Here is a 12,382-nt window from a genome sequence, read left to right on the forward strand (position 1 = left end):
TCCGAACCCGGAAGTTAAGCCTACCAGCGCCGATGGTACTGCACCGGGGACGGTGTGGGAGAGTAGGACGCCGCCGGACAATTTTTTGAGGGGGGTCATCCCGTATGGGATGACCCCCCTTTTTTTGTGCCCGAGTTCGCTGCGCCAGAGTGTCCATGCCCTGGGCGCCGCTCAACCTGCTCACCCGCTTTCCCCGCCGCGTCCCCCTCCTGTACCTGGCTCGTGCGGCGCTGTCGCGCGGCCGGCCGACCTCGCCGGCGCCTGCCGGTGCTCTGAGGGCCTTGCGGTGACGGGCCGGTGGGTGAGGGCCGGATGTGGGGCTAGGACGGGAAGTTCGGGCCCTCCGGGAACCTATGGGCGTCTGTGTGCCTCTAACTTCTCGTGTGGCAACGTCATCGGCTCCGGCACCGACTCCAGGATCAACAGCGGCCTTCCGACCGGCCCTGGGCTGCGCGCCCGCCTGTACAGAGGCCGCGACCGCTATCGCAAATATTTTCGAATTTCGAATTCCCGGCCTCCGGGCGGGACGTCCGCCGCGCAATTCGATCACCTTGGCCGGCGGTTCGATTCGCGCCTCCGGCACCCGCCCGCGGCGGCTCTACCAGCAAGATCTTATTTCCGGAACCCTTCATCGGCGGCGTACGTTGTGATCTACTGAGGGAACGATGTCCTTCCTGATGACCGGGAAAAATGTTTGCGAAGTGTTCCGTGGGGTAGGCGGGTTCGAGAGTTACCCTGGAAGGGCTGAAACAGAATTGACGATGAAGACATACGCACTCGGCCGCTGCATTATCCAACCAACAACCCTTAAACGGCCGGGCGTGTCGGTGGGGGATAGCTGAATCGTCGATTACGGTCCCGTGTGTAGGGACAAGCCCGGAAAAGGACAAGCCGGAAAAGGACGAGCCGATGGGGGCTGTGCGCAAGGTGGCAAGCTACCTTGGCCTGGGTGGGGCAGAGCAGTATGACGAGGCCTACACCGACGAGGACGAGTACGAGGACGACTGGATGCCGGCGGCCGAGCGCGCCGCCAAGCGTTGGCAGCCCAATGCCGACCCTGCCCACATCGTCATGGTCCGCCCGCACAAGTACGACGACGCCCTGACGATCGGCCGGCACTTCCGCGAGGGCCACACGGTGGTGATGGACGTGGCGGGCATGTCGACCGCGGAGGCCACCCGCATGGTCGACTTCGCCGCGGGCCTCGCTTACGGTTGTGAGGGCCGCATCGAGCGGATCGCGGACAAGGTGTTCCTGATCACCCCCGCGAACGTGGAGGTCTCCAGCGCCTGAACCGGCGCTCCACACGCGCCTAACAGACTGACGGGCCCTCTCCCATACAGCGGGAGAGGGCCCGTGGTTCGTACGGCGGAGCGGCGTCAGGCGGCCCGTGGGCCCCGGCGCAGGAGAGTGGTGATCTCGCTGAGGTCGCGTGCGGCGACGGAGGCCCGCTCCTCGGACTCCCTGGCGTACTCGTGCAGGGCCCAGACGGCCTTGTCGGCGAGATCGCCGAGCTTCCCGGCCCGCGACTGGACGTACCGCACGTCCGAGTGCTCCTGGATGCGGTGCCGCCACAGCAGATGACCGCCCACCGCGGCGATCACCAGGCCGCCGAGGGCCAGCGGCGGGTTGACCACGAAACCCCAGGCGAAGACGGCGGCGGCGAGGACCAGGAGCAGGTACGCCGGCCAGGGCCGGGCACGCTTGGGCACGCACTCGGTGACGAGGCGTTGCTCGGCCGCCGCCATCGACTCCTGGTCCGGGCCCTCGGGCCGGAGCCGTACCGCATAGCCGAGGATCGGCACGTCCAGGGCGTCCGGCGGGGGCTCGCGCACCACGTCGACGAGCGCCTCGGCGGCGGCCCGGACGGCGGGCGCCGCGACATGCAGGGCGAGCGCGGCCAGATGCGGATCGGCGTCGGGGCGCAGGTCCTGCAGCAGATGGCCGGTGAGCGAGCTCAGCGGCCCGTCAGGGCCGCCCTGCCCGACCAGCGTGCGGAGCACGGCCAGCGGCTCGTCGTCGGCCCACACGGTGCCGCGTACGACCTTGGTGACCTCGCCCGGCTGCCGGGTGGAGGTGATCGCGTCGCAGCGCTCACGGAGGCGCTGCAGCGTCACCGACGCCTGCAGGGACCGCTCGATCTCGGCGACCTTCGCCAGTTCGGGGAACGGCTCCAGGGAGGGGGGCACCGACGTCTCCGGCGATCCGGGCACGATGGCCCTCAGCCAGCGGTCGTCGGTGGCCGGCACGTCGACCGCGTCCAGCTTGCGCAGCACGAAGATCTTGCCGACCGGCCCGTACGCCCCCCGCGCGGCTGCCAGCCACAGGGCCCGCTGGCCGGGGGCCACCGGGTGGTCCTCGGAGAGGTCGCCGAAGGCGGTGCCGAGCCAGGACGCGTGGATGCGGTCACCCTGGCCGCAGACGGCGAGGGCGAGGCACAGGAACAGGGCGGTGCGCCGTTCGTCCAGCTGGGAGGCGAGGGCCAGCGGCTCCAGCGCGTCCCCGCCCGACAGGATCAGCACGAGGGTCTCGACGGCCGGAGCGAGCCAGTATCCCGGCACGTCCGTGACGCCCGGCGGCAGCTCGGGCGTGGTCCCGTCGGCCGCCAGGCTGACGAGCAGCGCTTCGGCGTAGCGGTGCAACTCCGTGGCGTCGGCCACGTTTCCGGGCTCCGGACTCGTGGTCAGGTCCATGCTCACGCGGATCGCTCCCCGAGGGATCGGCTGGCACTCCCTTGCCCGCGCCAGACTAGACGCTCGGCGCGCTGACGAGGGGTTAGGCACGCCGGAGCGGGTTCGGGCACGCCGCTCACATCCGCTCGGGCACTTCGATGCCGAGCAGGTCGAGGCCCCGCAACAGCACGCGCAGCGTGAGCGACGACAGGGCCAGACGCGACTGCCGTACGGACTCCTCCTCGGCCTTGAGGACCGGGCAGCCCTCGTAGAACGAGGTGAACGCCTGCGCGAGGTCGAACAGGTAGTTGCAGAGCCGGTGCGGCTCGGACAGCTCGGCGACGGCGGCGACGACCGTGCCGAAGCCGAGCAGTTGCAGCGCCAGCGCCCGCTCGGCCGGGTGGCCGAGCACGATCGGGCCGGTGACCGACTCCGGGTCGATCCCGCCGTTGCGGAAGATCGACCGGATGCGGGCCGTGGCGTACTGGAGGTACGGCCCCGTGTTGCCGGTCAGCGCGAGCATGCGGTCGAAGTCGAAGACGTACTCGCTGTCGTGGCTGACCGACAGGTCGGCGTACTTGACGGCGCCCATGCCGACCTGGCGGGCGATCTGCCGCCGGGCCTCCGGCTCGTACCCGCGTTCGGCGATGACCGCCTCGGCCCGGACGACCGCCTCCTCGAGCAGGTCGGTGAGCTTGACCGACTCGCCGCTGCGGGTCTTGAACATCTTGCCGTCGCTGCCGAGCACACTGCCGATCTGGACGTGCTCCGCCTTCACCTCGTCGTGCAGCCAGCCGGCCATCCGGGCCGCCGCGAAGACCATCTGGAAGTGCAGCGACTGGGTCGCGCCCACGACGTAGAGGACCCGGTCGGCCTTGAGGTCGCGGACCCGGTAGCGGATCGCGGCGAGGTCGGTCGTGGCGTAGCCGTACCCGCCGTCGCTCTTGCGGACGATGAGCGGCAGCGGCTGGTCGTCGCGGCCGGTGAAGCCGGGCGGGAAGACGCACAGCGCGCCCTCGCTCATCTCGGCCACGCCCATGCGCTCAAGCTCGTCGCAGACGTCGGCGAGCATGGGGTTGTACTTGCTCTCGCCCGCGATGTCCTCGTCGGTGAGCGTGACGCCGAGCGCACGGTACACCTTGTTGAAGTAGCGCTTGGTGTACTCGATGAACTCGTGCCACAGGCGCAGGGTCGGCGGGTCGCCGCCCTGCAGCAGCGGCACCCTGCGGCGGGAGCGCTCCTCGAACGCCTTGTCGGTGTCGAACTTGTGCCGCGCCTCCTGGTAGAAGGCGTTGCCGTCGCCGGCGGCCAGGCGGCCGAGCGCCTGCTCCTCGCCGATGTCGAGGAGGTGCTCGATGAGCATGCCGAACGGAGTGCCCCAGTCGCCGAGGTGGTTCTGCCGGATCACCTGGTTGCCGACGTGCTCGTGGGTACGCGCGAGCGTGTCGCCGACGATCGTGGTGCGCAGGTGACCGACGTGCATCTCCTTGGCGGCGTTCGGCGCCGAGTAGTCGACGACCACGGTCTGCGGAGCCGGCTGCGGCACGCCGAGGCGGTCGTCCAGCAGCCGCTGGCCGGCCTGCTCGGCGATCCAGCCGTCGCGCAGCGTCAGGTTGAGGAACCCGGGCCCGCTGACCTCGACGCTCACGTCGGAGGTGTCGAGGTGGCCCGCGACGGCCTGGGCGACCTCCCGCGGCGCACGTCGGAGCCGCTTGGCCAGGCTGAGCGCGACGTTCGCCTGGTAGTCGGCGAACTGTGAGGGCCTGATCAGCGGATCTTCGGTGGCGTACTCCGGACCGAAGGCGGAGCCCAGCGCCTGCTGGACCCGCTCGGTGAGCACGAGCTGCGGGTCGGTCATGCGTCAAGCTTATCGGCGCGTGACTTCGGCCCGCCTGCCGAAATCGGCGGTGTCCCGCCGTCCGTCCGGCGGTCGTCCGCATGGTCAGCGGCGGCGGTGCGACCGGTTGCCCGCGGCGATCCGCTCGCCGATCCTGGCGACGACGCCCTGGGCCGACAGGCGGGCCGCGAGCTCGCAGGCGGCGGCGATCCCGCGGGCCCGCGACGAGCCGTGGGCGATCACCACCGTGCCGTTCAGCCCGAGCAGCACGGCCCCGCCGTGCGCCTCGGGGTCGAGCCGGTCGGCCAGCTCGCGTAGCCGGGCCCGCTGCAGCATCCCGCCGAGCCGGGCCAGGCGGCTGTCCGCGATCGCCTCCCTGAACTGGTCGAAGGCGTACCGCACGGTGCCCTCCACCGTCTTCAGCGCGACGTTGCCGGTGAACCCGTCGGTGACGACGACGTCGGCCTTCCCGGTGAGCAGGTCGTGTCCCTCCACGTTGCCGACGAAGTCGATGCCGGGGGTGGCGACGAGCAGTTCGTGCGCGCGTTTGGCGAGCTTGTTGCCCTTCTCGGCCTCGGCTCCGATCGTGAGCAGGCCGACGCGCGGACGCCGCGTGGCGAGCACGGCCTCCGCGTACGCCACCCCGAGGTGGGCGAACTGCACCAGCATCTCGGGCTTGGCGTCCGCCGTGGCCCCCGCGTCGAGCAGCACGGTGGGCTGGGGAAGCGTCGGCAGGCCGACCGCGATGGCGGGCCTTACGACGCCCTGCTGGGCCCGCAGGCGCAGCCGTCCCGTGGCGACGACGCCGGCGGTCGACCCGGCGGACACCACCGCGCAGGCGTCGCCGCGCCGGACGAGATGGCACGCGACGGCGATGCTGGACCGCGGGCGCCGCAGGCTCGCCAGCGCGCCCTCGTTCATCGCCAGGGCCTCCTCGGCGCGGACGATGGGGATCTCGGTGACCGCGTCGTGCCCGGCCAGCTCCTGGTGGAGCACCCGGGGATGGCCGACGAGCACGACGGGCACGCCGCGTTCGCGCACCGCCCGCACGGCTCCCGCGACGATCTCGCCGGGCGCGTGGTCGCCGCCCATTGCGTCCAGGGCCACGGGCAGCGTACGGCCGGTGGGTTGCATGGCCGAATCGTAGGCCGTCAGCGGCGCGTCCCCCGGTACACCACGATCTTGCCGAAGCGCGCGTTGCCGGTGAGCCGGATCAGCGGGCCGTTCTCGGCGCCGTCCCCGCCGCTGATCGCGCGCTTGGAGAACACGGTGCCGCCCTGGTCGATCACCCTGGCGTCCGGGGGGACGGTGATGATGATCTTCCCGCAGAACGAGTTCACCTCAAGCGTCACCTCCCGGCCGGGCAGGACCGCCTCGTCGAGGTCGACGATCAGCGCTCCGAAGACGGCGCTGAGCTCGGTGTGCCGCCCGGCGATCCAGCGTCCGCGCCGTATGATCTTGCTGAACACCGCCGAGATCCGGAGCCGGTCCGTGGGGAGCGCGGACGCCTGGCCGGACACGTCCGGCAGATCCCTGATCAGTGGCACGAGTTCGCCCAGCGTCACGGCGTGGTAGACGGAGTCGAGCCTGTCGGCGTGTTCGAGGCTCGTCAGGCGGCCGGTGGCCAGCGCCTCGCCGAGCACGGCCGCGATCCTGTCGCGGTCGGCGTCGGAGGCGCGCTGCGCGGGATCGTCGCCCGCGTACGGGGTGAGGTAGGTCACCCCGACAGCCTAACTCCTAACGCGATATGTCGCGATAGTGCCAGCCGGCGACAGGCGGTCCCAGGGGCCGCGGACCGGCGCCCGCCGGGTGCGCGTCACGGGCGCCACGCGCGCGTCGCCAAAAGCGAGCGGAAAAATTCACCGCCGCGACCGGGCGCGGTGTTTACCGTAGCTTTCTGCTGCGCGGGGATTGGGGCGACCGTGAAGTGGTCGTCCGATGCTCGATATCCCGATTTTTCCGGCGCGTCGTCCTGCCTGGATCCCCCACTTCGGTGGGCCTTCCGGCGCGAACCGCGGTGATAGAAATGCCGACGTCTTTGTCGGCGTGCCCGCCGACGCACGGGGGTTCTTGGGTTCGTCATTCCCACTCTCGTGAAAAGGAATATGAACCGGGGGCAAGTCAAATGAAACGACTGGTTAGGACAGCCGTCGTCGCCGTCGCGATCGGCGTCGCCGGCATGCTCGCCGCGCCCGCGCAGGCCGAGGGGTGCGCGGTCAAGTGCACGAACACCCGGGTCGCGGCGGTGGCGAGCCTGCTGGCCGACCTGCGGGCCGGCGTGGTCGCCGACGCGGTGGCCGGCACGACGAGCGGGGCGGCGAGCGGCACGAGCGCCGCGGCGAGCGGCGCCGTCGCGCAGGCCGACGCCGCCGCCCAGGTGGCGGTGAACGTGACCGCCGCGCTCCGGGCCGACCTCGTCGCCGTCGCGGACCTCGCAGGCACGACCACGGCCGCTCTCACCGCGACCGCGAACGCGCAGATCAACGCCGCGGCCGCCATCGCGGCCGACATCTGCGCCGACATCACGGCGGACGCCACAGTCGACGCCACAGTCGACGCCGCGGCCGCCGCTGCCGCGGACGCGACGATCACCGTCGACGCCGCCGTGATCGCCACCCTGGAGGCGCATCTGCGCGCCGCCCTGCAGGCGGTCGTCGACGCCAGGGCCACCGTGGATGCGGCCGTGCGCGCCAAGGCGAAGGCCGTCGCGGCTCTCACCGCCCAGGTCGGCCGGCCGGTTGTCACGACCTCCGGCCGGACCGCCGACGCCGTGGACGCCTCGGCGGCGGCCGTCGCCGCCGCGGGCGCCGACGTCAGCGCCGCGCTCGACGTCACCGCCAGGCTCAAGGCGCTGCTCAACCTGAACGGGGCCGCCGCGGCGACCGCCGGCAGCGCGGGCGGTCTGCTGACGCTGGTTCCGTGCGCCGACACGAGCAGCACCCGTACGGTGACCGCCGACGTCGCGGCCCGCGTGAACGCGGACGTCCGCGCGGTCGCCGGTGTCGCCGCGACCACCACGAGCGTGCCGGCGCGGGGAGCCGGTGCGGCCACCGCCGCGACGTCCCGGTTGGCCTCCTCCGCGGCCGTCACCGCCGACGCGGCCCTGTCGGGCGCGGTGTCGTCCGCCCCGGGCCTGGTGTCCGGCGCCGTCCCGACGGGGCGGGTGCGCGGGTACGGCAACTGACCCAGGAATCGAACATTCCGGCTTCGGCCACGACGAACGGCCGGCACCTCGTGAGGGTGCCGGCCGTTCGCGTCCCGGCGAGGGGCGCTAGTTAAGCGACTCGGAGGAGGCGCGCAGGTAGGTGCGCCTGGCGATCTGGGCCTGCAGGCGGGCCATCTGCCAGTGCAGATCGATGAGCTGCTCGGCGATCAGCCCGACGGGCAGCTCCGAGGGGTCTTCGGCGGCGAGACTGTCGATCGCCGACGCGAGGTCGCTCATCCCGGCCCTCCGCTATGTCGAATCTCCGTTCGAATCATAGTGGAACGCCGGGCCCTGTGGCATCAGGTTTCGTACACCGGTGCGATAAAGCCGCGGGCGAGCGTGTTGGCCGTGACGTTGAAGCCGACCACGGCGGGCGGCGCGTCGGTGTCCAGGCCGAGGGACTCCACGCCCAGCGCGTGCACGGCGAAGAGGTAGCGGTGCGGGTGTCCGGGCGGGGGCGCCGCGCCGCCGTACTCCTTCGTGCTGAAGTCGTTGCGGGCGTGCCTGGCTCCCTCGGGCAGTCCCTTGAAGTCGGGGCCGTTGCCCGCGCCCGCCGGCAACTCGGTGACGGAGGCCGGGATGTCGAACAGCACCCAGTGCCAGAAGCCGCTGCCCGTGGGGGCGTCCGGGTCGTAGCAGGTGACGGCGTAGCTCCGGGTGCCCTCGGGGGCGCCCGACCAGCGCAGGTGCGGGGAGACGTTCTGCCCGCCCATGCCCCAGTCGTCGAACACGTGGGCCTCGGGGAGCCTCTCGCCGTCCCGCACGTCGTCGCTCTCGACGGTCAGCGCGGGCACCTCGGGCAGGTGGTCGTACGGGATCGGTGGCGGCGTCGGCACGTTCACCCCTCCGTTTCTCTCAGGCTTTGTTGTACGCCTCCAGGACTTCCTGGGGGTCGCCCTGCATTCTGATCTTCCCCTTGTGCAGCCATATCACGCGGTTGCACGTCTCCTCGATCACGTCGAGGTTGTGGGCGACCAGGAAGACGGTGCCGGCGGACTGGCGCATCTGCTTGATGCGGTCCTGGCTCTTGCGCTTGAACTCGCGGTCGCCGGTCGCGAGCGCCTCGTCGATCAGCAGCACGTCGTGCGTCTTGGCCGACGAGATCGCGAAGCGAAGCCGGGCGCCCATGCCGGACGAGTAGGTCGACATGGGGAACTGGACGAACTCCCCGATGCCGGAGAAGTCCACGATCTCGTCGTACTTCTCGCGCACCTCGGCGGGCGTCATCCCCATGGCGTAACAGCCGAGGATGATGTTGCGCTCGCCGGTCAGCTCCTTCATGAGGGCCGCATTGACGCCGAGGAGGGAGGGCTGGCCGTTCGTGTAGACGGCGCCCTTGTGCGGCGGCAGGAGACCGGCGATCGCGCGCAGCAGGGTCGACTTGCCCGAGCCGTTGCGGCCGATGATGCCGATGGCGTCGCCGTGGTGGGCCACGAAGCTCACGCCCTTGACGGCGTGGACCTCCTTCATCTGCGGCCGTCCCTGGCGCCGGAGAAGGCGCATGAGCGCGTTGGCCGCGTTGCCCTTCTCGGCGTCGCCGGCCGAGCCGTACACCTTGTAGACGATGTGGAGGTCGTCGACGATGACGGTCGGCGTCCCGGTCGTGGAGTCGGGCGACTCGGGGTCCCGGGTCTCGGAGGGGGTCTGCGTCTTGGGGTCTTGGGGCGCCACCTGGGACAGCTCCTGCTCCTTGGTCAGCTCAGCCACGGCCGTACCTCTCCTCGGCCCGCCAGAAGTACCAGAAGCCGACGATCACCGCGAACACTGCCCAGAATACGCAAGTCACCCACGCCCAGCGCTCCGGGAAACGCTGGTAGATCAGCAGGTCGCGCATGAACTCGATGTAGGCGGCCGCCGGGTTGAACTCCAGCGCCCAGCGGAGGAAGTCGGGGAGTTCCCGGGTCTTGTCGTCGATCGCGTAGAAGACGCCGGAGGCGTACAGCCAGGTGCGGGTGATGAACGGCAGGAGCTGGTTCATGTCCCGCATGAACGCGCCGACGCGGGCCATGAACAGGCCGATGCCGATGTTGAACACGGTCTGCATCGCCAGCGTGACCGGGACCAGCAGCCAGAGCCAGGTGATCGGCTCCCCCGTGACGAGCACCAGCAGGAGGAGCACGCCCATCGAGTAGCCGAGCTGCTGCAGCTCCTGCATCGTGTACGCGAGCGGGAGCGAGGCGCGGGGGAAGTGCAGCGCGCGGATCAGGGACAGGTTCGACGAGATCGACTTGGCCCCGCTGATCACCGTGCGCTGGGTGAAGGTGAACACCATGACCCCGGTGATGAGGAACGCGGGGTAGTTGACGATCGACTTGCTCTGCCCGAGGATCACGCCGAACATCAGCCAGTAGACCGCGGCGTTGAGCAGCGGCGTCAGCACCTGCCAGAGCTGGCCGAGCATCGACTCCGAGTACTTCGAGACGTTGCGCGACGTGGCGTACGTGAGGATGAAGTGCCGCCGGTCCCACAGTTGGCGCAGGTAGGCGGGCATGCTGGGGCGTGCGATGGCGCGTCGCAGTCCGTGACGCTCGGCGAGCGCGGCCAGCGACTCCGGGGCTCGGCCGCCACCCTGGGCCTCCGCGACCGCGGATTCCGGCTGGCTCATGGCAGTGACTCTATTGGATGGAGGTCGGTGGGACGGCTGTCGCACCGGACGTGGCTGCGACTGGTCAACGTTAGCCCAGGACATCGTGATAAGGGGACCGGGGAGGGGGTGCCGCCGACTCCGCCGGTCAAGGGCTCGCACTCTCACGGTGAATGTACGCTAAAGGGGGTTTTAGTGCCTATCTGGGCGTTTAGGGTTGGCACGCGGGACTGCGTGTGTGACGCCCGACTCGCGCACGTGTGACCGAACTGCAACGTGCCGGAGATACCTCTGGTGCGAGAGGTGAGGGATGCTCCGGACGACTGGCAGGACGTCAGCTGGTTTGACGGTGCCCGCAAACCCGGGGTCGCACCAGCGTGAACGCCCATCCTAGAGGGAGGACCAAGATCCACTATGCGTGTGACTAGGGGCGTAAGGATTACCGCCGGAGCAGCGCTGCTGGCGCTCGCCGTGGCCGCCTGTGGCGGTGGTGGAGGGTCCGACAACTCAGGCTCCGGCTCCGGTTCCGCCGCGCAGCCGGTCCGCATCGAGATCGCCGAGCCGCAGAACGACCTGATTCCGGGCAACACCGGCGAGACCAGCGGCGCCGAGGTGCTGAACGCGCTGTTCATCGGTCTCGTCGACTACGACGACCAGAAGAAGCCGGTCAACCGGATCGCGGAGTCCATCGACTCGACCGACCAGACCACCTGGACGATCAAGCTCAAGGACGGCTACACCTGGCACGACGGCACGCCGGTCACCGCCCAGAACTTCGTGGACTCCTGGAACTACACGGCCTACGGGCCGAACCAGCAGCAGTCCAACTACTTCTTCTCGGTGTTCAAGGGCTACGACGCCATGAACCCGCAGGACCCGGACGGCGAGGAGGGCCCGAAGAAGGCCGCCGAGCCCACCGCGACGACGCTGTCGGGCCTCAAGGCGGTGGACGACAAGACCATCTCGGTCGAGCTCACCCACCCCTACTCGGGCTTCCCGACCATGCTGGGCTACACCGCCTTCTACCCCCTGCCGAAGGCCGCCTTCGAGTCCGAGGGCAAGCTGAAGGCCGACTACGGCTCGAACCCGATCGGTGACGGCCCCTTCAAGATGAGCAAGCCGTACAAGCGCGGGACCGACCAGACGGTCGAGATGGTCCGCTTCGACGGCTTCAAGGAGGGCAAGGCCAAGGTCGACGCGCTCCAGTACAAGATCTACACCGACCTGAACACCGCGTACAACGACCTGCGGGCCGGCAACCTGGACATCATGGACCAGCTGCCGCCGGAGCAGATCGGCGGCGCCAAGGCCGAGTTCGGCGACCGCTACATCGAGCAGCCCTCCTCCGGCATCGGCTGGCTCGGGTTCAACATCAAGAGCGGTGACGCGTACGCCAAGAGCCGCGAGCTGCGCACCGCGATCTCGATGTCGATCGACCGGGCGACCATCACCGACAAGGTCTTCTCCGGCACCCGCGTCCCCGCCGACGACAACATCAGCCCGGTCGTCGCCGGTTACCGCAAGGGCGCCTGCGGCGAGGCGTGCACCTTCGACCCCGCGAAGGCCAAGTCGCTCTGGGACTCCAACGGCGGCAAGGACGTCAAGTCCATCGACCTGAGCTACAACGCCGACGGCGCCCACAAGGAGTGGATGGAGGCGGTCGCCAACAACATCCGCACCAACCTCCAGGTCGAGGTCAGCGTCAAGCCGTACGAGAAGTTCGCCGACATCCTCAACGACCTGGGCGACGGCAAGGTCAAGGGCGCCTTCCGGATGGCTTGGATCATGGACTACCCGTCCCCGGAGAACTACCTCCGCCCGATCTTCGGGACCGGCGGCAGCTCCAACTACGTCCAATACTCCAACAAGGAGTTCGACGAGCTGCTCAACAAGGGTGACTCCGCCGCGTCCCTCGACGAGGGCGTGAAGTTCTACCAGCAGGCCGACGACCTGGCGCTGAAGGAGATGGCGTACGTGCCGATCTACTTCTACACCACGAACGGCGCGTTCTCCTCGAACGTGAAGAACGTCAAGATCGACCCGTTCGAGCGCATCGACGTCTTCAACGTCGAGCGGGCCTGACC

Annotated in this window: 11 protein-coding genes and 1 rRNA gene; 4 read left to right on the top strand and 8 right to left on the bottom strand. The window is 69.8% G+C overall.

The window, feature by feature from the left end:
• Positions 1-79, top strand: a 5S ribosomal RNA gene (gene rrf / locus HHX33_RS32600); the annotation flags it as partial.
• A gap of 830 nt (positions 80-909) precedes the next feature.
• A complete protein-coding gene (locus HHX33_RS32605) occupies positions 910-1,293 on the top strand; it encodes a cell division protein SepF (RefSeq protein ID WP_117409990.1) in 384 nt (127 codons plus the stop codon).
• 86 nt (positions 1,294-1,379) lie between these two features.
• Here HHX33_RS32605 and HHX33_RS32610 read toward each other — a convergent pair whose 3' ends face one another.
• The 4 genes from HHX33_RS32610 to HHX33_RS32625 form a co-directional block, all read right to left on the bottom strand.
• Entirely contained in the window at positions 1,380-2,693 is a 1,314-nt protein-coding gene (locus tag HHX33_RS32610) for a hypothetical protein (protein WP_182877967.1), read from the bottom strand.
• A 115-nt stretch (positions 2,694-2,808) separates the two neighbouring features.
• Complete coding sequence (gene argS / locus HHX33_RS32615) at positions 2,809-4,530, bottom strand: arginine--tRNA ligase (protein ID WP_182877942.1); 1,722 nt, start codon at positions 4,528-4,530, stop codon at positions 2,809-2,811.
• Between the two features lie 84 nt (positions 4,531-4,614).
• Positions 4,615-5,643 (bottom strand): phosphate acyltransferase PlsX, encoded by a 1,029-nt coding sequence (plsX, locus tag HHX33_RS32620; RefSeq protein ID WP_182877943.1) that lies wholly within the window; start codon positions 5,641-5,643, stop codon positions 4,615-4,617.
• A 17-nt stretch (positions 5,644-5,660) separates the two neighbouring features.
• Positions 5,661-6,230: a DUF1707 SHOCT-like domain-containing protein gene (locus HHX33_RS32625; protein ID WP_182877944.1), complete on the bottom strand. Its 570-nt coding sequence runs from the start codon at positions 6,228-6,230 to the stop codon at positions 5,661-5,663.
• Between the two features lie 404 nt (positions 6,231-6,634).
• Between HHX33_RS32625 and HHX33_RS32630 the strand changes: the two genes are divergently transcribed.
• Positions 6,635-7,693, top strand: a complete 1,059-nt coding sequence (locus HHX33_RS32630) for a hypothetical protein (protein ID WP_182877945.1) — start codon at positions 6,635-6,637, stop codon at positions 7,691-7,693.
• 87 nt (positions 7,694-7,780) lie between these two features.
• Here HHX33_RS32630 and HHX33_RS32635 read toward each other — a convergent pair whose 3' ends face one another.
• From HHX33_RS32635 to HHX33_RS32650, 4 genes are all read right to left on the bottom strand, one after another.
• Positions 7,781-7,951, bottom strand: coding sequence for a hypothetical protein (locus HHX33_RS32635; RefSeq protein WP_182877946.1), 171 nt, complete (start codon positions 7,949-7,951; stop codon positions 7,781-7,783).
• Between the two features lie 62 nt (positions 7,952-8,013).
• Positions 8,014-8,550, bottom strand: a complete 537-nt coding sequence (locus HHX33_RS32640; RefSeq protein ID WP_117410026.1) for a YbhB/YbcL family Raf kinase inhibitor-like protein — start codon at positions 8,548-8,550, stop codon at positions 8,014-8,016.
• Positions 8,551-8,569: 19 nt separating this feature from the next.
• Positions 8,570-9,412, bottom strand: coding sequence for an ABC transporter ATP-binding protein (locus HHX33_RS32645; RefSeq protein WP_259403106.1), 843 nt, complete (start codon positions 9,410-9,412; stop codon positions 8,570-8,572).
• Position 9,413: 1 nt separating this feature from the next.
• Positions 9,414-10,319 (bottom strand): ABC transporter permease, encoded by a 906-nt coding sequence (locus tag HHX33_RS32650; RefSeq protein WP_117409997.1) that lies wholly within the window; start codon positions 10,317-10,319, stop codon positions 9,414-9,416.
• Between the two features lie 393 nt (positions 10,320-10,712).
• On the opposite strand from HHX33_RS32650, the gene HHX33_RS32655 reads away from it, so the two are divergent.
• Positions 10,713-12,380, top strand: a complete 1,668-nt coding sequence (locus HHX33_RS32655) for a peptide ABC transporter substrate-binding protein (protein WP_138461936.1) — start codon at positions 10,713-10,715, stop codon at positions 12,378-12,380.
• Positions 12,381-12,382: the final 2 nt, after the last annotated feature.

Source organism: Microbispora sp. H10670, assembly GCF_014161385.1.
Taxonomy (GTDB): domain Bacteria; phylum Actinomycetota; class Actinomycetes; order Streptosporangiales; family Streptosporangiaceae; genus Microbispora; species Microbispora triticiradicis.

Bases quoted from the DNA above. Each gene is read 5' to 3' on its own strand.
- plsX (WP_182877943.1), bottom strand. From the start codon at position 5,643: ATGCAACCCACCGGCCGTACGCTGCCCGTGGCCCTGGACGCAATGGGC.
- HHX33_RS32655 (WP_138461936.1), top strand. From the start codon at position 10,713: ATGCGTGTGACTAGGGGCGTAAGGATTACCGCCGGAGCAGCGCTGCTG.
- argS (WP_182877942.1), bottom strand. From the start codon at position 4,530: ATGACCGACCCGCAGCTCGTGCTCACCGAGCGGGTCCAGCAGGCGCTG.
- HHX33_RS32630 (WP_182877945.1), top strand. From the start codon at position 6,635: ATGAAACGACTGGTTAGGACAGCCGTCGTCGCCGTCGCGATCGGCGTC.
- HHX33_RS32650 (WP_117409997.1), bottom strand. From the start codon at position 10,319: ATGAGCCAGCCGGAATCCGCGGTCGCGGAGGCCCAGGGTGGCGGCCGA.
- HHX33_RS32610 (WP_182877967.1), bottom strand. From the start codon at position 2,693: ATGGACCTGACCACGAGTCCGGAGCCCGGAAACGTGGCCGACGCCACG.
- HHX33_RS32605 (WP_117409990.1), top strand. From the start codon at position 910: ATGGGGGCTGTGCGCAAGGTGGCAAGCTACCTTGGCCTGGGTGGGGCA.
- HHX33_RS32635 (WP_182877946.1), bottom strand. From the start codon at position 7,951: ATGAGCGACCTCGCGTCGGCGATCGACAGTCTCGCCGCCGAAGACCCC.